At 47.3% G+C, this 22,858-nt stretch carries 13 protein-coding genes and 1 tRNA gene; 8 read left to right on the top strand and 6 right to left on the bottom strand.

What is annotated here, in order from left to right; all coding sequences use genetic code 11:
* Window positions 1-98 precede the first annotated feature (98 nt).
* The 3 genes from BFO_RS10310 to BFO_RS10295 all read right to left on the bottom strand — a co-directional run bounded on the left by BFO_RS10310 (window position 99) and on the right by BFO_RS10295 (window position 8,739).
* Window positions 99-6,521: an InlB B-repeat-containing protein gene (locus BFO_RS10310; RefSeq protein WP_014225658.1), complete on the bottom strand. Its 6,423-nt coding sequence runs from the start codon at window positions 6,519-6,521 to the stop codon at window positions 99-101.
* 833 nt (window positions 6,522-7,354) lie between these two features.
* Window positions 7,355-7,810, bottom strand: coding sequence for a hypothetical protein (locus BFO_RS10300; RefSeq protein WP_140230667.1), 456 nt, complete (start codon window positions 7,808-7,810; stop codon window positions 7,355-7,357).
* A gap of 858 nt (window positions 7,811-8,668) precedes the next feature.
* Window positions 8,669-8,739, bottom strand: a tRNA-Gln gene (locus BFO_RS10295).
* Window positions 8,740-8,852: 113 nt separating this feature from the next.
* Between BFO_RS10295 and rsfS the strand changes: the two genes are divergently transcribed.
* Genes rsfS through BFO_RS10280 form a run of 3 tightly spaced genes read left to right on the top strand, consistent with a single transcriptional unit; the run spans window position 8,853 to window position 12,103 of the window.
* Window positions 8,853-9,212: a ribosome silencing factor gene (rsfS, locus tag BFO_RS10290; protein ID WP_014225656.1), complete on the top strand. Its 360-nt coding sequence runs from the start codon at window positions 8,853-8,855 to the stop codon at window positions 9,210-9,212.
* Between the two features lie 23 nt (window positions 9,213-9,235).
* Window positions 9,236-11,236, top strand: coding sequence for an ATP-dependent zinc metalloprotease FtsH (gene ftsH / locus BFO_RS10285; RefSeq protein WP_014225655.1), 2,001 nt, complete (start codon window positions 9,236-9,238; stop codon window positions 11,234-11,236).
* 15 nt (window positions 11,237-11,251) lie between these two features.
* The gene (locus BFO_RS10280) at window positions 11,252-12,103 is read left to right on the top strand and encodes a phosphatidate cytidylyltransferase (protein ID WP_041590870.1); all 852 of its coding nucleotides are present in this window, start codon (window positions 11,252-11,254) and stop codon (window positions 12,101-12,103) included.
* Here the strand turns inward: BFO_RS10280 and porT are convergent.
* Window positions 12,090-12,803, bottom strand: a complete 714-nt coding sequence (gene porT / locus BFO_RS10275; RefSeq protein WP_041590869.1) for a type IX secretion/gliding motility protein PorT/SprT — start codon at window positions 12,801-12,803, stop codon at window positions 12,090-12,092. The genes BFO_RS10280 and porT overlap by 14 nt on opposite strands.
* A gap of 140 nt (window positions 12,804-12,943) precedes the next feature.
* On the opposite strand from porT, the gene BFO_RS10270 reads away from it, so the two are divergent.
* The 3 genes from BFO_RS10270 to BFO_RS10260 all read left to right on the top strand — a co-directional run bounded on the left by BFO_RS10270 (window position 12,944) and on the right by BFO_RS10260 (window position 18,779).
* Window positions 12,944-13,114 (top strand): DUF362 domain-containing protein, encoded by a 171-nt coding sequence (locus BFO_RS10270; RefSeq protein WP_014225652.1) that lies wholly within the window; start codon window positions 12,944-12,946, stop codon window positions 13,112-13,114.
* 415 nt (window positions 13,115-13,529) lie between these two features.
* Entirely contained in the window at window positions 13,530-16,067 is a 2,538-nt protein-coding gene (locus BFO_RS10265) for an adenosylcobalamin-dependent ribonucleoside-diphosphate reductase (RefSeq protein ID WP_014225651.1), read from the top strand.
* Between the two features lie 18 nt (window positions 16,068-16,085).
* Entirely contained in the window at window positions 16,086-18,779 is a 2,694-nt protein-coding gene (locus tag BFO_RS10260) for a 4-alpha-glucanotransferase (RefSeq protein ID WP_041590868.1), read from the top strand.
* On the opposite strand, the gene BFO_RS10255 is transcribed toward BFO_RS10260, so the two are convergent.
* A complete protein-coding gene (locus BFO_RS10255) occupies window positions 18,772-19,191 on the bottom strand; it encodes a bactofilin family protein (protein ID WP_014225649.1) in 420 nt (139 codons plus the stop codon). The genes BFO_RS10260 and BFO_RS10255 overlap by 8 nt on opposite strands.
* 88 nt (window positions 19,192-19,279) lie before the next feature.
* Here BFO_RS10255 and folB point away from each other — a divergent pair, with 88 nt between their 5' ends.
* Window positions 19,280-19,636 carry a dihydroneopterin aldolase gene (gene folB / locus BFO_RS10250; protein ID WP_041590867.1) on the top strand — a complete coding sequence of 119 codons (357 nt, stop codon included), beginning with the start codon at window positions 19,280-19,282 and terminating at the stop codon, window positions 19,634-19,636.
* 174 nt (window positions 19,637-19,810) lie between these two features.
* Here the strand turns inward: folB and BFO_RS16190 are convergent, their stop codons facing one another.
* Window positions 19,811-20,083, bottom strand: a complete 273-nt coding sequence (locus BFO_RS16190) for an HU family DNA-binding protein (protein ID WP_041591297.1) — start codon at window positions 20,081-20,083, stop codon at window positions 19,811-19,813.
* Between the two features lie 479 nt (window positions 20,084-20,562).
* On the opposite strand from BFO_RS16190, the gene BFO_RS10240 reads away from it, so the two are divergent.
* Window positions 20,563-22,857 (top strand): ATP-dependent helicase, encoded by a 2,295-nt coding sequence (locus tag BFO_RS10240; RefSeq protein ID WP_014225646.1) that lies wholly within the window; start codon window positions 20,563-20,565, stop codon window positions 22,855-22,857.
* The last annotated feature ends 1 nt before the right edge of the window (window position 22,858 follow it).

The raw sequence follows: 22,858 nt of genomic DNA, 5'->3' as shown, positions 1-22,858 counted from the left end.
GAATTGGTTCACGGGGATATACAAAAAAGGCTGCCCGCATAAAAACTTACGGGGCAGCCTTCTGATCATATCCCTCCGGAAAACCGGAGAAAAACAATTTACTCTACCATCACTTTGTAAACCCGACCATCCATGACTACGGTATAGAATCCCGCCGCTAACGGAAAGCTCGTATTGCCTTGTGGAATCATCTGCTGAGTATGGAGCTTCCCATCAAGCGTATAAAGTTGCATGATGGTGGCATATTGAGCTTCGATATAGAGATGTTGCCTGTGTGCCCATACCTTATGCTGAGGCATTGACGCATTGGAAACAGGACTGACACCGTTAATCGACACGTCCAGCGCTTCCCAGACTTTCAATATCGTAACGGTCACACTGCCGTCGCTGTTTTTGTTCATAATGATACCGTGTTTGTCACGAACGGGAATACCGGTTGTTACAGTCAGATATTTGAGGCTGTATCCTGCTTTCGGCCGTACGGTAAAGACAAAATTCTCTTGTCCCTTCACCATATGTATACCTGGTCCCGGTTCGGTAATCAGCCCCGGTACTTCAGGCAGGGTCACCGGACGCTCAATCGGATTAAACGTAAGATCTCCGGCATTGGACTCATAGGCTCCGATATCTACACGATTGTCGCTGATACGTTCCTTATGACTCAAATCGAAGCGTACGCCTGAATGGTAGGACGACTTCGGATATTGCAAAAGGATATCCCACGGTGTCTTTATCTGTAATAGAGCACCGTTATAGCCTCCGTTTACGGCTGGACTTAAATTCGCAAGTTTGTAATCGCCACGACGCATCGTCACACCGTCACTCTCAAACCCTTTGTGCAGGAACAGCGGATTACGGTCCATATTGCCCTGACTGTCTCGTCCGAGAGACGCATTCCATCCGCCCGAAGTTCTCGAACCGCCGATGATACTGAATGCATAAAGAGGAGAACCGCTGTCATTGACTACATCATTTGTTGCCGGAGCGTCTTCCGTAGCCACGTTGCCCCAGATAATCGTATTCGTAATCACGGGACTGCTTGCCTTGTTATACAATCCGCCGCCACGCATAGCCTTGTTGCCGCTGACCGTCACATTCAACATCTGCAAGTCTCCTCCATCATTGTAAATCCCAGCACCTTCGGATGACTGATTTCCACTGATTTCAGTATTGACAATCAATGATGCCGGATGACCGTGTAACGGTGCAGGCAGATAGATTCCTCCTCCCTGCTTAGTGGCTATATTATCACGGATAATCGCGTTAGCTACCGTACCCGAAGCGCTTTCGTAGAGCACGCCGGCACCTCGCTCGGCACGTCCGTCTTCGATCACGAACCCGTCAATACGGCTTCTCATCGAATTTTTCACCTTCCACACCGACGTCCCGTTTCCTTTTACGATCGTCGGATACAGGGCAATGTTACGTTGATACAAGTATTCTTCCGTTCCCTCAAAACCGCCATAAATCTCGATACTGTCTTGCAGAATCTCAAAGGATCGTCCGGACATAGGCTGATACGTTCCCTGAGCCACCCAGATACGGTCGCCCACCGTAGCATGAGCAAGCGCATCGGTAATGTTCAGGAAGGCATTTTGCCACGACGAACCATCTCGCTGTCCGCCCGTAGCCCGATGATTGACAAAGAACCCAAGCGAGTGCTGACTGATTTGAATATTCGTAGATACCCGCTTGCTGCATTGGATACCGGCATACGTAAATGTCACATCGGCAGTAACTGCTTTCTCACCCATCGTACTCCAGGTCACCATTAGCGAGTCGGCCGAAGCTTTTCGGATAACTCCTCCTCCGGAGACGCTCCAGTTGGAAGTAACATGTGGCCACATCTCACGCGGAATATCAAGCACAAACTCCTGTACACGATTCAATTTAGCGCCCGTTGTCGTAATATAACGGATGGATGAACTACTGTTTTCCATCAGGAAGTACACATGTAGCGTATCGTTGACAATTCTGGTTCCATAGTTTGTGCTGCACACATAACGTCCGGATTTCATTGCATCAATGTTCTTCGTCGTCAGTATCCGTCCGTCGGGTAATATCCATTGCCAGGATTTTCCCTGCGGATCGCCATATAGGATACGCGGTCCCTCACACACAAACAACGTATCGTTGATCTTACCCGGATGGTTATTGTTCAGACTGTCCAAATCCCTGGTCCAATGTGCATCGAAGTTCAAATCCCCTGCTGTATTTGCCGGAATAGTGAATGTCAATGCCATGGGTGCTGTCGGTATTTCACGACATGTCCATCCGATGAAAATCGCTTTCGGATTCAAATGTGTCGGTTCGGTTGCAATGTCAACCGGTAATTGTGTTACATTATAAGTAGACGGATTTCCCGGCACATGGACTCCACCATTCAGATGATAGTGTAACGTATAGTTATTTAAGTCCCACGTAGCCGTAAAGGTCAGGTTACCCGGTACACCCGGTGTCGTATTTTCGATCCGGAACGGATCCGGTGTGCCCGGCAGTCCGTGCCCCGTCCATCCTTTGAAAGTATATCCCAGGCGGGTCGGGGTCAAGTTTACGTCAAGTGGTAAATCCGTCACATTATATCCTGCCAGATTAGATGGAATCGTAGGATTCACTCCTCCATTCGGATTAAATGTTATCGTGTAAGCATTGGCGCTCCAGTGGGCCGTGTAGTTCAAATCGCCCGTTGATCCCTGAGGAACGGTAACGGTGGTTTGCGGCACCGAGCCGTTGCTTCCGGTCCAGCCTACGAACGTCCAGCCGGTACGTGTCGGAGGCACCAAATTAAAGGTAGCCGTCTCGACCGTGTAGGACGTAACGTGCCCTGCTCCTTCCGTTCCATGGTCCAGCGTATAATGGATCGTATACGTAATCGGATTCCAATGCGCCGTATAGGTCAGGTTTTCCGGCGTACCCGGGGTCGAGAACGTACTTGCCTGCACGTTGATGGTCTTGTTAGCAACCGTTAAGTCATGTCCTGTCCAACCGGTAAAATCATATCCCGTACGGGTAGGCTGATTGGCTGGAGCGGTCGTGTTGATGACAAACGGTACCTCAGTAATCTTAAATGTCGCCTTGTTAGGCGTAGCCGGTGCCATTCCGTTATTCAGGTTATACGTAATCGTATATCCGTTTTCCGACCATGTAGCCGTATAATTACGATCTCCGATAGAGCCGGTGGGGATGGTCACAGAGGTAGACGGAGTCGTCAGGTCAGTACCCGTCCACCCTGCAAAGGCATACCCCGTGCGGGTCGGGTTGTTCAGTGTGATGGCCGGAGTCGTTACCTGATACGAGGCAGGGTTCGTCGGAGAGACTGTCCCTCCGGCGAGTGTATACGTTATATTATAGGTGATAATGTTCCATTGAGCAATGTATGTCAGATTTCCCGGCACTCCGTTGGTAGAAGAGGTGATATTGAACGGTGCCGTCTGATTTGTCAACCCATGTCCGTTCCAGCCGGCAAACGTATACCCTCGATAAGTAGGTGTTACAGACACATTGTTCAAAGGCAACTTAGGCATATCATACCCTGTCCATATAGAGGGGATTGATGGATTAATCCCGCCGTTCGCATTGAACGTAATGGTATAAGCATTGGATGTCCAGATCGCTTTATAGGTCTGGTGCGCATGTGAAGACGATACTTTCGGAATCGTAATAGCCGGTCCTCCGCTTGCACCGGCGCCCTGCTCCCAGCCTACGAATGTGAAACCGGGTTTAGTAGCCGTAACAGAGAAGGTCTTAGGAAGTTCGGTATCGTTAAACTGTGTCGGGGCTCCGGCAGAAACAGTCGTTAATACGGTCGCTCCGTCATCATCTACATATTTAATCGTATACGTAATCGGGGTCCATGTGGCCGTATAGGTCCGGTTGCCGGTAGAGCCCAACGGAATCTGTACCGACATGGACGAACCGGAAATACCCGTTCCCGTCCAGCCGGCAAACGTATAGCCCGAACGCGTCGGATTATGGAGCGTAATCGTAGGAGTCGTGACGTAATACTCGTCGGGATTCGGTGTAGTCACCGTTCCTTCGGCCAGATCGTAAGTGATCGTGTATCTGTCAGCCGTCCACGTGGCCGTATACGAACGATGCCCGACCGAGCCCTGCGGAATCTGTACAGACATGCTCGTTCCCACGATACCCGTTCCCGTCCAGCCGGCAAACGTATAGCCTGTACGCGTAGGGTTGTTGAGCGTAATTGTGGAAGTTGTATAGGTATATGTCGCAGGATTTGCGGTTGCAACCGTTCCGCCGCCCAAGTCATAGTTCAGGTTATACGTATCCAGGGTCCACTGTGCCGTATAGGTCAGGTTGCCGGGTACTCCGTTGGTCGTAGAAGCGATGGTAAATGGTGCCTTATGATTCGTCAGCCCGTGTCCTGTCCATCCGTTAAAAGTATATCCTGTACGCGTAGGAGTCACACTGACACCACTTAACGGAAGCTTAGACATATCGTAACTTGTCCAGTTCGGCTGAATCGTCGGATTTACTCCACCATTCGGGTTGAAAGTGATCGTATAGGCAATCGACGACCACGTAGCCGTATAGCTTTGATTCGCATGCGTATTGTTGGGGATGGTAATCACTTTGCCGCCATCTGCTCCGGCGCCGCCTGTCCAGCCTGTAAAGGTCCAGCCCGGTTTGGTCGGCTCATTGTTAATGGTAAGCGGCAACTGCGGATCGTTGAATTGCGTCGGTGCTCCCGGTACCGTAATGGTAGCCGAACCATCCAGATATGTGATGGTATAATTGATAGGTGTCCAGTTAGCCGTATATTCACGGTTTCCGGTCGAGCCTCGCGGAATCCTCACGTCCATCACTTGGCCGCTTAGCTCCGTTCCACTCCAGCCGGCAAACGTATACCCCGAACGAGTAGGCCTGTTGAGACTCAGTTCGGCCGATTCAATGGTATAGTTCGTCGGATTCGAAGCCGTCCCTCCGTTCAGATGATAAGTCAACGTATAATTGATCGGCGTCCAGTTAGCCGTATACGACAAGTTTTGCGGATCGCCCGTAGGAAGAAAGACGGCATTTGTTACATGGACGGTTTTTGTAACCGATGTAGCATTAGGCCCGGTCCAACCGGTAAAATCATAGCCGGTACGGGTGGGTTGATTAGCGGTGGCCGTAGAATTGATGTCAAAAGGCACCTCCGTAATCTTATAGTTCGCCTTATTGGGTGAAGCCGGCGCATTACCGGAATTGTAGTTATACGAAATCGTATACGTATTTTCGGTCCAGTTTGCCGTGTAGTTTTTATTTCCGGTAGAGCCTTGGGGGATCGAAACCGATGTACTCGGAGACGTTCCGTTGCTGCCCGTCCAGCCCGTAAACGTAAAGCCGGGTTTTCTGGGGGCTCTCAACGAGAAACTCGGTGTATTCACGTCATACAACGTCGGGTTCGAACCGCCCTCCACGACTCCGCCATCGAGTGTATATGTAATCGTATAGCTGTCAAGTCCCCAGTCGGCACGAAGGGTGAGGTTCTTATCCGTATGTGCGGGAATGACGAACGGTTTAGCCGGGGTTGTAATGTTCAACTCCTGACATGTCCATCCCTTAAACGTATACCCTTTTCGTGTCGGTTCATTCTGGATGGTCATCGACTGATCATATAAGTATGTCGCCGGATTGGATGTCGTCGGAGCTGTCCCTCCGTTATAGTCGTATGTAATCTTAAGTTTGGAATGCACCTTGATCGTAAATGTCTTCGGCGCTCCGGGACAAATTCCCTGCGGCGTAGCGGTAATCGTTGCCATAATCGGGGCATTGCTCTCGTTTTTTGCAGTAAACGAAGGCAAATTTCCATTTCCGGAAGAATTCAGGCCGATGCTCGTGTTCGAGTTCGTCCAGGTCACCGTCGCATTGGTTGGATTCGTTGCAAACGTTATGGCAGGTACAGTCTGTCCGTAATGGTATTCCAGATCGGGCAAGTTCGTCGTAATGACAGGGTGAACTTCATCATCCCGAATCGTAATGGTAGCCTGATTATTGGTCGGGCTTTTTCGTATCAAATCATTGCATTTACCGGGATCATCAATCGATATTTGGAAGGTAAGGTCGTTATTACACGTCGTATTATCTTTGATCGTGATGTTATTCAGGGTAATTTCCTTAGCTGTGTTATAATCTCCGGCAGGAATAGTAACTCCTTTCACATACGTAAAATGAGTACCTTGCTGAGCGGTACCGTTATGCAACGTAAAATTACATACCTGATCTTGAGTTAACTGCCCCCCACTGACACGTATCTTGACCGTGTTGGTTGCATGATCGCCGTTTCCTTCAGATTCGGAATAGGCATTCGAGGTAAGTTCAACCGTTACCGGAGAAGACGACACGCTCGAAACCGTTGGATCCGTTACCGGTGTATTATCAAATTCTCCTTTCGTATTACCGTATCCATGTAATACCTGCTTGGCGAGTACTTGTCCGGCCGTAGTAAATGGACCCACCGTAAACTCTACGGCAACTCCGTCATCTATACATGATGATGTATTGACTGTATTCGACAATTTAATATCTGATCCTATACTATTGCGAGAGCCATAATACCCTGTAAAATAACTTCTAAAACTCCCCTTAGTTTTAAATCCATGAGTAGATGGAGATATCCCTGAAGCATAACGACTGCAAGTCGAACTATTATCTGTAGGTAATCGATAATTACCCACAAATTGTCCTGTTGCATTTTCAGTTTTATAGCCACGAGAACCATCAGACCCTAAAATATTTGCATCATGATCAAGATATATATGAACTGTTTGATTAGGAGTTGAAAGATTGGATGGAGCCCGCACAAAATAATCTACCACAAAATAATTATTGGGGTGGGTATATGTTACATTCAATGTAACATAAAACAAATCCGATGAAATAGTAGATTGAACCCATCCGGTAATACTTGTTTTATACGTATTCCCATTCTGCTCCACAGGAGTCGTAGAACAAGCAGCCAAAGTTCTCGCAGCAGAATTAAATGAAGAACCTTGGCTAAAGCGGAAACTTAATGCCACTCCTCCTGTTGCCCCATTTGGCCAAACTTGCCCACAACAATATTGTGCTAAATTATTTCGATAGACAGCTAATGCTCCATTCAAGTTTACTTGAACTTTCAGCCCGTCACTTAATCCGGTTCCTCCCGTAGGATTGATTACCTGAGCAGTCTGCGCCCAAGCTCCGGACACGGCACATAATGCTAAAAACATCATCAGCCGGAAACGCATTTTCACACACACATGTTCTGCAATAAAAGCAGAAAAGGCTTTTAGCCTTCGTCGAAGAATGTAATTCTCTTTCATTTTTTTACTTTAAAAATAGTTGTTTATTTTATTGGTTTGGATGCGATTCAATATCCCAGAAAAAAGAACAGTACATACCCTATCCATTCCGGTGGGAATCCGGTATCTATGTGAAAAGCAGGTTTTTCGTCCATGGTATAGATCTGCCTCTCATAAAGCAGGGCCACATGCTCTACCTTTCCGTTCCGAGGTTCTACACGATAAAATCGATTTTCCGCGGGAATATAGTAGCCTGCCAATTTGTCTTCTCTGTTGATGTATTCTATCCGGTTTTCATCCGTTGGACGAGCATAATTGATCCCTAAATCTTCGCGACGCACTCCGTCCAACACTTCAATCATCCGCCCCTCTTCAATCAGAAAGGTTGATCCGGTAACATTGATTTGTGCATTGTTTACCTTTGTGGCGATTACCCGTCCTTGCCTGTCATACATCGATTGTGCATAACTCTTTCCTGCAAAACAAGGCAATAGCAACAATAAAAAACACAAACTACTTTTCATTCCCACAATTCAATACAATAAATTTAAGTAAATTTGGAATTGCAAAGTTAATTATACCCTCACCACACATGCAAAAAAATTTTGTTTTTTTTTATATGTATAACACTTGTATACACAATATAAATATCCAAAAGACAATCTTTTATCCACTGCACACATAATCGTCAGCAGAGATGTTTTACCTTATTCTGAGGGTTTTATGAGTAAGTATTAGGACTGTCGTTTATTCCACCTTCCGCAATAGAGATTTTCCACCCGATGTCAATAGGCCGTGCAGGGGCGAATAAGGAGGCGAACACACAAGTTTACCTCTACGTAACGACCGACTGCCGAACATTGACTGCTGACTAACTCAGGCTTTCAGCCCTTTTGTCGGGGTATTGATTATTCCCCAACGCTTCGCATTGGGCTGAATGATCTCGCCCCCTATTTATTAATGGTTAATTGTCAATGGTCATGCCGGGTACATGATTCGGCGTGTAACACGCATAACCATTACCCGAAAGGGCTGCAAGCCCGATATAATCGTTAGCGGTCAGTATTCAGCAATCAGCCAACAAATCAACAAATCAACATGTCAACAAATCAACAACTCACCGCCTCTGCGGGGTTTATAAGGGCCGAAGGTCTGAATTAAATTAATTGTTCAGCGTCAACCATTAATGGTTAGCTCTTAACGATCAAAAATGAGTGAAACTTGTGGTTAATCTGACTACTGACCACCAACTAAAGAATCTTAAAGAAAAACGCCACTGCCTTCCGGCTATTCCTTTACTTTTTATATCGAAAACAACTTTTTCCGAAAGTGTAGAAACTTTAAAATTCGGGGGGGGAGGGGAAACATGTGACGCCTCCTTGTTGTTCTACTAGGATTCGAACCTAGACAAACAGGACCAGAATCTGTTGTGCTACCATTACACCATAGAACAATGAGATAAGGAAAGAGTTTCTCTTTACTTTCCGGGTGCAAAATTACATCTTTTTTTTTCCCTGCCAAAAAATAATGACTTATATTTGTCCCGCAGAATTGAAAAAAGCAAGGATGAATCAAACAAAAACACTTGTCAATGCGGTCGTTAAAGGCCTGCAAGAAAAAAAAGGAAAACGAATCGTCACCGTAGATATGAGTCAATTATCGGGGGCAATTTGCGAATATATGGTCATATGCGAGGGAAACAGCCCGACACAAGTTTCGTCACTCTCCGACTCGGTTTGGGACATCGTCCGCACAGATGCCGGTGAGAAACCCCTCTCGATGGAGGGTAACCGAAATGCACAATGGATCGGAATGGATTATGGCACGGTTCTTGTTCATATCTTTATGCCCGAACAACGCTCGTTCTATAATCTGGAAAATCTTTGGGCTGATTCGAAGATTAAAGCGATTCCCGATTTGGATTGAATTTTTCGGCTTAATATAAAGGTATGGAAGAAAAAAATAATTTGCCGAAGAACGATAACGGCAACAAGCCTAAGTTCCGTTTCAACCTGTATTGGATGTACGGATTTGTTTTTATCGCATTGATGGGACTGTATCTGATGAATGATTTTTCGGCATCGAAAGAGTTGGGATGGACGGAATTTCAGCAGTTGGCAGCCGATGACGTATTCGATAAAATAATCGTCCACAATCGTAAAAATCTCTTGGAAGCTACCGTCAAGGCCGACCACCGGAGACGGGTATTCACTCGCGAAGAAGAGCCGTTCGATACGGAAGCAAAGGTGTATGTCAAAATTCCTTCGGCTGATAAATTTTCGGATTTTTACGACAAAGTGGTGGCTGAAAAACAAATCTCAGCGCAAGTAAGTTTCAAAGAAGGAGACGATACGCTGTGGAATCTGATCGTGTCTATCGGCCCGTTCGTTATTATCATTTTATTGTGGCTGTTTTTTATGCGCCGCATGGCCGGCGGGGCTGCCGGTGGACCGGGAGGCGTATTCAACGTAGGAAAATCGAAAGCGCAACTCTTCGACAAAAATTCGCACGTCAAAGTGACATTCAAAGACGTGGCCGGACTTGTCGAAGCCAAACAGGAAGTGGAAGAAATCGTCTCGTTCCTCAAAAATCCGGGGAAGTATACCGAATTAGGCGGAAAGATTCCCAAAGGCGCTTTGCTGGTAGGCCCTCCGGGAACGGGAAAAACACTTTTAGCCAAGGCGGTAGCCGGTGAAGCGCATGTGCCGTTTTTTTCCCTCTCCGGCTCGGATTTTGTGGAGATGTTTGTCGGTGTCGGCGCCTCGCGAGTGCGCGACTTATTCCGGCAGGCAAAGGAAAAAGCACCTTGTATCGTATTCATCGACGAGATTGATGCGGTGGGACGAGCACGCGGTAAGAACGCCAATATGACAAGCAATGACGAACGTGAAAGTACGCTGAACCAGTTATTGACTGAGATGGACGGCTTCGGCTCGAACAGCGGTGTCATCATCCTCGCCGCCACGAACCGCGCCGATGTGCTCGATAAGGCACTTTTGCGTGCGGGACGCTTCGATCGCCAAATTCATGTCGAACTGCCCGACCTGAACGAACGGAAAGAAATCTTCGGCGTACATCTTCGACCGATCAAGATCGATTCATCGGTCGATACCGATTTTCTGGCACGACAAACACCGGGTTTCTCGGGGGCGGATATCGCCAATGTATGCAACGAAGCCGCCCTGATAGCTGCCCGAAACGGAAAAAATTTCGTACAAAAGGAAGATTTCATGAACGCCGTTGACCGGATCGTGGGCGGTCTGGAAAAGCGGACAAGAATCACGACGGCGAGAGAACGTAAAAGTATCGCCTACCATGAGGCCGGCCATGCTTCCATCAGTTGGTTGCTGGAACATGCCAATCCGCTCGTTAAAGTAACCATCGTCCCCAGAGGAAAAGCACTCGGGGCGGCATGGTATCTGCCGGAAGAGCGACAAATTACCACACGCGACCAACTGTTAGACGAAATGTGTGCAACCCTCGGCGGACGTGCGGCAGAAGAAGTTTTCCTCGGGGAAATTTCGACCGGAGCTTCCAACGATCTGGAACGTGTCACCAAACAAGCATATGCCATGGTCACGTATTTCGGGATGAGTGAGCGACTGCCCAACCTGAATTATTATGATTCTACGGGACAGGAATGGGGCTTTACCAAACCTTACAGCGAAGAGACGGCACAACTGATCGACAAGGAAGTACAAGGTCTGATTAACGAACAGTTCGAACGCGCCAAACGGATTCTGACCGAGCATGCGGACCAACACAATCAATTGGCCGAAAAATTGCTGGTAGCCGAAGTCATTTATTCGGAAGACCTGGAAGCGATTTTTGGCAAACGCCCCTGGGTTTCGCGCTCACAGGAAATCATGGATCAGCAAGATGCGTCCGTGCCCGATCCCCCTCCTATTCCAAAACCGGAAAAAAACACGAAAACGGAAGTAGGCTCTTAAAAGACGCTCTGCACCTTGAAAAAATTATTCGTCAGAACAGTAACCGGAATGGTGTATGTAGCCGTCATCGTACTTGCGATGACGCTACATCCGTATGCTTACCTCACGTTGTTTATGCTTGTTGTAGGCTTGTCGCTGCACGAGTTTCATACGCTCATTTGGCATAATAACGGTACGGAGGCCTCCACCCTACATCCCCCCAAAAACTTTTCCCGATGGTTGGAAATCGCCGGAGGAATTTATCTTTTTGCGGCCTCTTTCTTCTATGCCAACGGGCGAATGTCCGAAATAATCTATGCGCCGTATTTACTTTTTCTGATCTTTATCTTGATTGCAGGCTTATATCATAAAAGAGAAAATCCGGTAAATCGGTGGGCAATGACGCTCTTCTTGCAGTTTTATTGCGCAGGGCTGTTTTCTATGTTGAATTTTGTGATGTTTGATCCCGTAGACAAGACATACCATCCCTATTATGGGCTGCTTATTTTCATCTTTATCTGGCTTAATGATACGGGGGCTTATATCGTCGGAACAGCATTCGGCAAGCACCGTTTGTTCCCGCGTGTTTCTCCGATGAAGTCATGGGAAGGGTTTGCCGGCGGGCTTGTCATTGCGTGGATCGCAGCGTTGGCATTGGCCGGTTCTTACCCTGAGGTGAGCTGGTACCACTGGATGGCTTTTGCAACAATGATCGTGGTATTCGGCACATGGGGAGACTTAGTTGAATCACTGATCAAACGTACTTATGGCGTCAAAGACTCCGGAACACTTCTTCCGGGACATGGCGGCATATTAGACCGTTTCGACAGCATGATGTTAGCCACTCCGGCCATTTGGCTCTATCTGAGACTTTTCATTCAAAGTTAAAGGTCAACACAATCAAACGTGAAGTAGCTCTCGATAGTGCTGCAGTATACACTCGATCAGGCTCGCTGATCAAATCGTTACGGTCTTTTTCCAGCACATCGGCCAGTCCGAAACAAAACTTCAACTCGGGACAAAGCTTAAAATAAGGTAAATAAATATCACATCCGAAGCCAATCTCTACTCCATAATCCAATGGCTTTAACAAGACAGGGGTTTCTTTTTTACGCCCCATGTCGAAACTGGTATAGACGCCGCCAAGCAAGTAAGGACGATAGTTATTAAGTCGCATCGCCGTATATTTCAAATCTAACGGCAAGGTAAGATAATTCGATCGGATCGATGTGGTAAATGTAGCATGGGAATCGGAAGCCCGTGCATCAATAAAAGTGAACTTCTTATCTCCAAAGTGAACGGTCGGCGTAAAACGCAAATTCAAATATGGATTGACATATAAATTGCCAATCACTCCGACACTGAATCCCGGCGAATAAGACGGTATTTCGGCAAACCACATTTTCCCGTCAGACGTTGTCACCCCCGAATGCGTTAAAATCAAATCTTGTGTATGCATCCCGACATGAAACCCGAAATGATACCGTTTCATATCGGCATACGGCTGGTTCTTTGGCCTTTGCCGTTGAGCATAAAGACTCGAAACAGCCAAAGCCCCCCATAAGATCATCAATATACTTCGTCTCAATTTGCTTTTATTTTATATGAATAACGGAAGAAGAAAAAAGTTATTGCAGCAAAGGAAAGAATAAAAAAAAAGACAAACATTTTTTTTAATCGGAAGAATTGCTTACTTTTGCATTGTTCTAACTTTAAAAATAAAAGAAAATGGCTTACGTAATTAGTGAAGATTGTATTGCATGTGGTACATGTATCGATGAATGTCCGGTGGAAGCAATCTCCGAGGGAGATATCTACCGCATTGATCCGGAAGTATGTACCGACTGTGGAACATGTGCAGAAGCATGCCCGACGGGTGCAATCAGCCCGGGGGCATAATCTACGCATTCCTAAACCTCTAAAGAGGGGATGTACCCAAACATTGCGTTTTGACACACACCCCCTCTTTTTTTATTGCAATCTCATACCTGCCGCTCCTACACTGACATCCTGAAAAAGTTAGATTCCCCCCTCCTGACTTCCTGGCAGAAGCCCTTCCCTTCCTCAAATAAAAGTTATTCAAAAAAATCATCGAATCACGTATTTTAGAAAAACCTTTCATACGACAAGTTTTACCTTTTGGAAAACTTTTCACACCTCATAAAAATACATATCATTATATGTCAACTAACTAATAACTTTCTATGGAAAACTTTTCAACAGCTACATATTTTTTTGTGAAATAATTTAGCAAAGAAAATAAAGAATAACTACTTTTGTAGCCTAAAAGACACAACAAATAAATAAAGGAAATATGGGCTTGAAAACGTACACTTTCGATGAGGCATATCAGGCATCGTTGGATTATTTTACGGGAGATGAACTGGCAGCAAAAGTCTGGGTAAATAAATATGCGTTGAAAGACGCGTTTGGGAACATTTACGAACAAACTCCCACAGACATGCACCGTCGTTTGGCCGGAGAAGTAGCCCGTGTGGAAGCAAAATATCCGAATCCGTTGTCGGAGCAGGAGCTGTTCGAACTCTTCGATCATTTCCGATTTATTATACCACAGGGAAGCCCCATGACAGGTATCGGCAATGATTTTCAAATCGCCTCGCTGTCCAACTGTTTTGTGGTCGGTGTAGAAGGTAATGCCGATTCGTACGGTGCTGTTATTCGCATTGATGAAGAACAGGTGCAACTGATGAAACGCAGAGGAGGCGTGGGACACGATTTATCGCATATTCGTCCGAAAGGTTCACCCGTAAAAAACTCGGCGCTGACCTCCACCGGACTCGTACCTTTTATGGAACGGTATTCGAATTCCACACGTGAAGTGGCTCAGGACGGGCGTCGCGGAGCATTGATGATGAGTGTCTCCATCAAACATCCCGATGCCGAATCGTTTATCGATGCAAAAATGACAGAAGGAAGGGTCACGGGAGCAAACGTCTCGGTCAAAATCGATGACGAATTTATGGAAGCGGTAGTGAGCGGTGCAATGTATCATCAACAATATCCGATTGCCGGAGACGACCCGATGGTTACGAAGCTCATCGACGCAAGATCGCTATGGAAAAAAATCATTCATAATGCGTGGAAATCCGCCGAACCGGGTGTATTGTTCTGGGATACGATCCTTAGAGAATCAGTGCCGGACTCGTACGCCGACTTAGGCTTCCGTACGGTTTCAACCAATCCGTGCGGCGAGATACCGCTTTGCCCGTACGACAGCTGCCGACTGCTGGCGATCAACCTGTATTCGTATGTCGTGAACCCGTTCAGTAAGGATGCCTATTTCGACTTCGACTTGTTTAAAAAACATGTTGGGCTGGCACAACGCATCATGGACGACATTATCGATCTGGAATCGGAGAAGATTGAAAAGATTCTGGAAAAGATTGCTTCCGATCCGGAAGGAGAAGATATTAAGCGCACCGAGCGTGAACTGTGGGAGAAAATTCAGCGAAAGACGCTGGCCGGGAGACGTACGGGGGTCGGAATCACGGCCGAGGGCGATATGTTGGCGGCTTTGAACCTGCGATACGGAACGGAAGAAGCGACCGACTTTGCAGAAAAAGTTCAGAAAACGCTGGCACTGGCGGCCTACGATTCCTCTGTTAAGATGGCCAAAGAGCGCGGAGCATTCGAAATTTACGATGCCAAACGCGAAGAGCATAACCCGTTTATCCTGCGATTGAAGAATGAGTCCCCGGCCCTGTATGAAGATATGGTAAAATACGGCCGTCGTAACATCGCATGTCTGACGATTGCACCGACCGGCACAACAAGCCTGATGACCCAGACTACCTCGGGTATTGAACCCGTATTTTTACCGGTGTACAAACGTCGGCGCAAAGTGAATCCGAACGACGCCGATGTACATATCGATTACGTAGACGAAACGGGCGATGCCTTTGAAGAGTATGTGGTTTTTCATCATAAATTTGTCACATGGATGCTGGCAAACGATTATCCCGTAACGAAAAAATATACGGCAGAAGAAATCGATCATCTGGTTGCGCTCTCTCCTTATTACAAAGCCACTTCGAACGATGTGGACTGGGTACAGAAAGTACGGATGCAGGGACGTATCCAGAAATGGGTCGATCATTCGATTAGCGTGACAATCAATCTGCCGAATGACGTATCGGAAGAAATGATCGATAAATTATATGTAGAAGCATGGCGTTCAGGCTGCAAAGGTTGTACGGTTTATCGAGACGGATCACGTTCGGGCGTATTATTGTCGACGGAAAAGAATAAGAAGAAAAGTGAAGATTGCATGGAACCTCCGGTCATTGTCTCGACACGTCCGCGAGAGTTGGAAGCCGATGTGGTGAAGTTCCAGAACAATCGTGAAAAATGGATCGCTTTTGTCGGATTGATGAACGGACGCCCCTACGAGATTTTTACCGGTCTGGCCGATGACGAAGAAGGTATTATGCTCCCGAAAACGGTAGAAAAAGGAAGCATCATCAAAAGCTACGACGCTGACGGGCGCAAACATTACGACTTTCAGTTCAAGAACAAGCGTGGCTTTAAAATGACGCTCGAAGGACTGGACAGTAAGTTCGAACCGGAGTATTGGAATTACGCTAAACTGATTTCGGGCGTGTTACGTTATGGAATGCCCATCAGCCAAGTCATCAAGCTGGTACAGGAAATGGAACTGAATAACGAGTCCATCAATACGTGGAAGAATGGCGTGGCACGTGCATTGAAAAAGTACCTTCCCAATGGCACAGAACTTAAAGGACAGAAGTGTCCGAATTGCGGCTACGAAACGCTTGTTTACCAGGAAGGCTGCCTGATTTGCAAAAACTGTGGCGCTTCACGCTGCGGATAGGATAGACATCGTCAGCTCATGAACATATCGTTTCATATCAGCTTTCGGGCTTCCTCGAAACAGAGAATGTGCGTGTGTGGCTCCATTCCCGAGTTGGGCTGTAACGAGCCGGTCATGGCAAAAGAAATGGCTTGTGCAGACGGTGAACATTGGTCGTTACGCCTTGAAATACCTGACGATATGACCGAAATCGAGTATCACTATCTCCTGAGAGATGCAGACCGCAAAGTAACCCCCGAGCCGTGGCGTCGAAAGCATCGCATCGCATTCGACCGTACAGCGGCAAGTTATTGCCTGTACGACTATTGGCGCGAAGAGCCGACGAATATCGCATTGTATACTTCAGCGTTTACGAAGAATCTGTTTGCTCACAACGGGTCTGAACCCATTCATGAACAGCCTGATCGCAGTTTGATCATTCGGGTTCCGAATCCCCGGGTGCGGAAAAATCAGCGGGTCGCTCTTGCCGGCAATCAGGCATGTCTGGGACATTGGGATACGACGCAAGCCAAGCTCCTATGCCCGTCCGGCGCTGCAGAATGGGAAGTTTGCCTCAACGCCGATGAGATCAGCTATCCGTTTGAGTATAAATTTTTCGTTTGTGATGAAACGAAACGGGTCTGCCACTGGGAAAAAGGAGACAACCGCGTACTGGCAAAGACACCTTCAGCGACATGCGAGGTCACAGTGATTTCAGAATATCCGTATCGTGAAGATTTGCCCGAATGGAAAGGAGCAGGGACCGTCATCCCTGTTTTTTCGTTACGTTCCGAACAAAGTTTCGGAGTAGGTGACCTGCATGACCTCCGATTATTGATCGACTGGGCCGAGCAGACACAGCAATGTGTTATCCAAGTGCTCCCGATGAATGACACGACTTGTACGCATACGTGGAAAGACTCTTATCCTTACAGCGCCATCTCGATGTATGCTCTGCATCCGATGTATATCTCGCTATACAGCATGGGAACCCTCAACGATCCGGACCGGATGGCTTATTTCCGAAAGAAACAGATTGCTCTGAATGAAAAGGAAGAAGTCGATTACGAAGCGGTCGAACGTTATAAAACGACATATTGCCGCGCTTTCTTTGAACAGGAAGGTGCGGCCATTTTATCGGGTTGCGATTTCAAACGTTTCCTGGAGAATAACCGAAAATGGCTGACTCCATACGCAGCATTTTGTTATTTACGGGATCAATACCATACGGCCGATTTCTCACAATGGGGGAAAGACGCGATATACAGTCCGCTCCGGATTGAAAAACTATGTGCGGAAAACAGCCCGGCGTACCCGGAAATTTCGTATGTCTATTTTCTGCAATACGTTTTACATAGCCAGTTTCAAGCTGTTTCGAACTATGCCCGCCGGAAAGGAATCATCCTGAAAGGAGATCTCCCGATCGGCATTCACCGAACGAGCGTCGAGGCATGGACGGAAGGCCGTTACTTCCAGATGAACGGTCAAGCAGGTGCTCCGCCCGATGACTTCTCTGCCTTAGGACAAAACTGGTCTTTCCCGACCTATAATTGGGAGGTCATGGAAGAAGACGGGTTCACGTGGTGGAAGAAACGTTTCGGTAAGATGAGCGATTATTTCGACAGTTTTCGCATCGATCATATTCTCGGATTCTTTCGTATCTGGGAAATTCCGCTCGATTACGTACAAGGATTATGCGGACACTTCCGACCGGCATTGCCGTTGACCGCCGGTGAAATAGAATCGTACGGTTTAGCGTTTAAAAAGGAATATACATTGGCAATCATTCACCGGAAATACCTGCCGGAGCTATTTGGTGAGCAAACGGTAACTGTTACCGATCACTATCTTTTCCCCATGGATGCGGAACATATGATGCTGAATCCGTTTTGTGATACCCAGCGGAAAATACAGAGACTCTTCAAGGGGAAGGAAGATAACGTATCTCAACAGATTCAATCCGGTCTTTATGCATTAGCCAATGAGGTACTTTTTCTGGAAGACCCATACGAGCCGGGAAAATATCATCCGCGCATATCATCCTCGAAGTCATACCGTTATCAGGAACTGACGGAAACAGAGCAAACAGCTTTCGACAAGCTTTATGCTTACTTTTTTTACGAACGGCATCATGACTTTTGGAAAACGACGGCGCTAAGCAGGCTCCGTCCCTTGGTTGCAACAACAGAAATGCTGGTGTGCGGAGAAGATTTGGGGATGATTCCCGACTCCGTACACGAAGTGATGGAAGAACTGCACATCCTGAGTCTGGAGTTGGGCCGCATATCCAAAGTCTTCGGGCAAGAATTCACCGACTTGAAAACAGCCCCCTACAACTCTGTCTGCACGACTTCGACACACGATATGAGCCCTTTGCGTACATGGTGGGAAGAAGACCCAAAACGTACGCAACGATATGCTGAGTTTGTCTTAAAAGAAACCGAAGCGCCCCCCAAGGAATGCACCCCCGAAATAGCCGAGCGAATAATCGCCGAACATCTGCATGCACATTCCATACTGACCATCTTTCCTTTGCAGGATTGGCTGGCCATAGACCATTACTTGAGACGAAAAGACGCCTCACAAGAGCGTATCAATCTCCCGGCAGACCCTGATCATTATTGGCGTTACCGCATACACATCCCGCTCGAACAGCTTTTACAAGCCTCCGAATTCAATCAAAAAATCCGTGCGATGCTCTCAAAGAGTCATCGCACAAATACAATCACTTGATTGGAGTGACGTTCGCTTTCTTATTTCCGGGAACTTGCATTCCGTCCGTTTGATTCTTACCGGACATTGTACACGTTCCGTTGAAATGAGCGCCCGGTTCAATCTCGAGGGTCTGCGTAAAAATATCCCCTTTGATGATGGCGGTGGACTTAAAAACAAGCTTCTCCTTGATACGGATCGAACCTTCCACATCTCCCAATATCTCTGCATTGTCCGAGAGGATGTTCCCTGCGATACTTCCTTTAGGACCGATGACGATTTTTCCTTTACAATTGATATCACCTTCGATCCGTCCGTCTAAGCGAAAGTCAGAATCCGAGGCAATGCTTCCCGTCACAATCGTTCCGGCAGCTAATACGTTATGTACTCCGCCGCTGCTAATAGGTATTTCTTCATTTTTTGTGCGTACCATAATTTTTAAATTTGGATTGTCGCAAATATAGGTATTATTCTTTTCAGAAAAAGTTTTTTTGCTTATTTTTACAGACAAATTAACAGGAATGAAGGGAAAAATTGAATTACAAGGCATGAAATTCCATGCTTATCACGGGGTTTTGCCGCAGGAAACACGTGTAGGAGGAGAATTTGTGGTGAATCTGTCTTTTTCAATGTCGCATCTCCGGTCTTTACAAACCGACAACCTGGCCGACACCATCAGCTACGCAGAGGTATATGAGCTTGTAAAAACAGAAATGGAGGTTCCGTCGCAATTGCTTGAGCATGTAGCCGGACGGATTTCGGCTGCATTGAAAACACACTTTCCGGAACTGTCCGGACTTCGGCTGAAGATTTCAAAAAAAAGCCCTCCCTTAGGAGGTGAAGTGGAAAGTGCATCGGTCATACTCGAAGATGAATAATCCAATCAAAGAAGAAGAACCATCATGACCCACCGGTCACAATACCCATCAACTGCGATACCTTAATCCTAAAGCAGACCTATTCACTAGAAAAGAGGATGTATCAAAACGCAATGTTTTGGTACACCCTCTTTGACACATTGTCTTCTTTTTCAAAGAATAAGTAAAGCGTACTTACTTCACCACTCTTGTCAAGTCAGTACCGGGCTTGAACTTAATGACTTTACGAGCAGGGATGTTAATCACTTTCTTTGTCTGCGGATTCACACCTTTGCGAGATGCCTTTTCTACGACAGAGAAAGAACCAAATCCTAAGATAGACACTTTCTCGCCTTTCTTCATCTCGCCCTGAATCGTTTTAACCATAGCCTCAACGGCTTTTTTCCCGTCTACTTTGCTTAAGCCGGCTTTTTCGGCAACAGCATTAATAAATTCTGTTTTGTTCATAATGTTGTAAATTAAAAAGTAATAATGTATAAAGCGATAATCTATTTCATTTTTTCGTTTTATTTCAGGCCTCAAATATAGTTTGAAAATTTGACTATCAACAATAATAAGCCATTTTTTTTTCAAAAAAGTACAATTTTCCCCATACGGTCCTAAATATTTCCGTAAAAAGAGAAAAAAAGACAGGCTTGTAGAAGGGGCAACGCCTTTAATAAATCCTCGCATATTTACCTAAAATGATTTTTTATGCAAAAAAAATAAGGCAATGACACTGGATATCCTTGCACCGTAAAAATTATTTTTTCATTGCCTTGCGGTTACCTTATCGCCAAGTTTGCAAAGAACAATGCAAAGGCACGAAATGAAAAGAGAGTCGTAAACCATAGAAAGTTCGGGTGATACGATGCTCTTGCCGGGGCGATCATGTTTTTTGCCGGAAATGGTCTATCTTTGCATACCGAATAGCAAAAGCAACGAAGGTGAACCATTCCATATTAGACGAGTTAAATGATAATCAGCGCGAAATCGTTCTGTACTGCGACGGTCCGGCCATGGTAGTAGCGGGCGCGGGCTCGGGCAAGACGCGCGTCCTGACGTACAAAATCATTCATCTGCTTGAACAGGGACTGGCCCCTTACAGCATTCTGGCGCTTACGTTTACGAACAAGGCCGCCCGCGAGATGAAACACCGTATCGCTACGCTCACGGACGAGTCGCTGGGGCGTCGGCTGAGCATGGGCACGTTTCATTCCATCTTCTACCGTATCTTGCGCCGCGAGGCCGAAGCGATCGGTTATCGGCCGGATTTCACGATCTACGACGCGTCCGACTCGAAGAACCTGATCCGCAGCATCATCAAAGAGATGCAGCTCGACGAGAAGACCTACCGTCCGGGCATGGTGCAAAGCCGCATCTCGAACGCGAAGAACAGGCTCATCACCAGCGAGGCGTACGAACGAAACAGGGAACTGATCGAATACGATACGAAGTCGAAAGTCCCCATGCTGCACGAGATTTACAGGCGCTACCAGAGCCGCTGCTATCAGGCCGGCGTGATGGATTTCGACGAGTTATTGCTACAGACGAATCTGCTGTTTCGCGACCATCGGCAGGTGCTGGAAAAATATCAGGAACTGTTCCGCTATGTGCTGGTAGACGAGTATCAGGATACGAATTTCGCGCAACACCTGATCGTGACGCGCCTGTGCGAGAAGCACCGGCGCATCTGCGTAGTCGGCGACGATGCCCAGAGTATCTACTCGTTTCGCGGAGCCAACATCGATAATATGCTGCGCTTCAAAGATCAGTACCCCGACTATCGCCTGTTCAAATTGGAACGGAACTATCGTTCGACGCAAAACATCGTCAATGCGGCCAACAGCCTTATCCGCAAAAATAAAGGGCAAATCCCCAAGCATGTCTACTCCGAAAACGAGCCGGGCAGCAAAATACGCGTCCTTTCGGCATATTCGGACTATGAAGAAGGGTATCTGATCGCTTCGCAGATTCTCGAACTGCGGATGAACGAACGGAGCTCCTACGCCCATTTTGCCGTGCTCTACCGCACCAATGCGCAGTCGCGTATCCTTGAAGAAGCGCTCCGGAAAAGAAATATCGCCTATAAAATTTACGGCGGACAGTCGTTTTACCAGCGCAAGGAAATCAAAGACTTGATCGCCTACTTCCGGGTCATCGTCAACCCGCACGACGAGGAGGCGCTCAAACGGATCATCAACTACCCGGCGCGAGGCATCGGCGACGCGACAGTCGGCAAATTGCTCAGCGCCGCCGACCGGCATCAGGTCAGTGTCTGGACAGCGCTTTCGCAGCCGGCCGATTACACTGTCCCCATCCACGAAGGAACGGCACGCAAGCTCCGTGAATTTCAAACCCTGATGGAAGAGCTGATGACGGAATCGACGCGTCTGCCGGCCAAAGAGATGGCGGAGCTTACCATCAAACGAAGCGGCATCGCGGCGCAGCTTTTCCAAGACCGCTCGGTCGAAGGCATCAGCCGGCAGGAAAATATGCAGGAGCTGCTGAAGGCGATTCATGAGTTTTGCGAGAACAAACGCGAAGAAGGGAACGAACGCGTGTCGCTGGCCGACTTCCTGATGGAGGTCTCCCTCCTCACCGATCAGGACAGCGATAAAGAAGAAGATACCGACAAAGTCACCCTGATGACCGTTCACGCGGCCAAAGGGTTAGAGTTCGACCACGTGATTATCGCAGGCATGGAGGAGAATCTTTTTCCTTCGTCGATGGCCATGGACAGCGTACGTGCCATTGAAGAGGAGCGGCGGCTGTTTTATGTGGCCATCACGCGTGCCAAACGCCATTGCATCATTACCTGCGCCAAGAGCCGTTTCCGCAACGGACAGCACCAGATCAGCTCGCCCAGCCATTTTCTGGACGATATTGACCCGACGTATCTGCATCGGCCGGACGATTCGGGCATGATCTGCCAGCCGATTGACCCGCAACGATACGAACCGGCCTGTTCCCGCGCATCTTACTCCCCACAGCCCACACGGAACACGTCCTCTCCCTCACGCCTTAAGCGTATCGAGCACAAGGAGGCAGAGACCATAAAACAAGTCGAATCATTGAACGGCTTGCACGTGGGCGATACGATCCGGCACGAACGCTTCGGGAAAGGAAAAATCGTGTCGCTGGAAGGAGAAGGAAGCGACGCCAAAGCAACGGTACATTTCGATTATTCGGGCAGCCGCACGCTGCTTTTAAAATATGCCAAAATAACGGTTATCAAATAAA

The organism is Tannerella forsythia 92A2 (assembly GCF_000238215.1).
GTDB classification, from domain to species: domain Bacteria; phylum Bacteroidota; class Bacteroidia; order Bacteroidales; family Tannerellaceae; genus Tannerella; species Tannerella forsythia.
This window is presented reverse-complemented; position numbering and strand designations above follow the sequence as displayed.

Excerpts from the sequence above, each read along its gene's own strand:
- BFO_RS16190 (WP_041591297.1), bottom strand. The coding sequence starts at position 20,083 with ATGAACAAAACAGAATTTATTAATGCTGTTGCCGAAAAAGCCGGCTTA.
- rsfS (WP_014225656.1), top strand. The coding sequence starts at position 8,853 with ATGAATCAAACAAAAACACTTGTCAATGCGGTCGTTAAAGGCCTGCAA.
- BFO_RS10300 (WP_140230667.1), bottom strand. The coding sequence starts at position 7,810 with ATGAAAAGTAGTTTGTGTTTTTTATTGTTGCTATTGCCTTGTTTTGCA.
- BFO_RS10270 (WP_014225652.1), top strand. The coding sequence starts at position 12,944 with ATGGCTTACGTAATTAGTGAAGATTGTATTGCATGTGGTACATGTATC.
- BFO_RS10260 (WP_041590868.1), top strand. The coding sequence starts at position 16,086 with ATGAACATATCGTTTCATATCAGCTTTCGGGCTTCCTCGAAACAGAGA.
- BFO_RS10265 (WP_014225651.1), top strand. The coding sequence starts at position 13,530 with ATGGGCTTGAAAACGTACACTTTCGATGAGGCATATCAGGCATCGTTG.
- BFO_RS10255 (WP_014225649.1), bottom strand. The coding sequence starts at position 19,191 with ATGGTACGCACAAAAAATGAAGAAATACCTATTAGCAGCGGCGGAGTA.
- ftsH (WP_014225655.1), top strand. The coding sequence starts at position 9,236 with ATGGAAGAAAAAAATAATTTGCCGAAGAACGATAACGGCAACAAGCCT.
- folB (WP_041590867.1), top strand. The coding sequence starts at position 19,280 with ATGAAGGGAAAAATTGAATTACAAGGCATGAAATTCCATGCTTATCAC.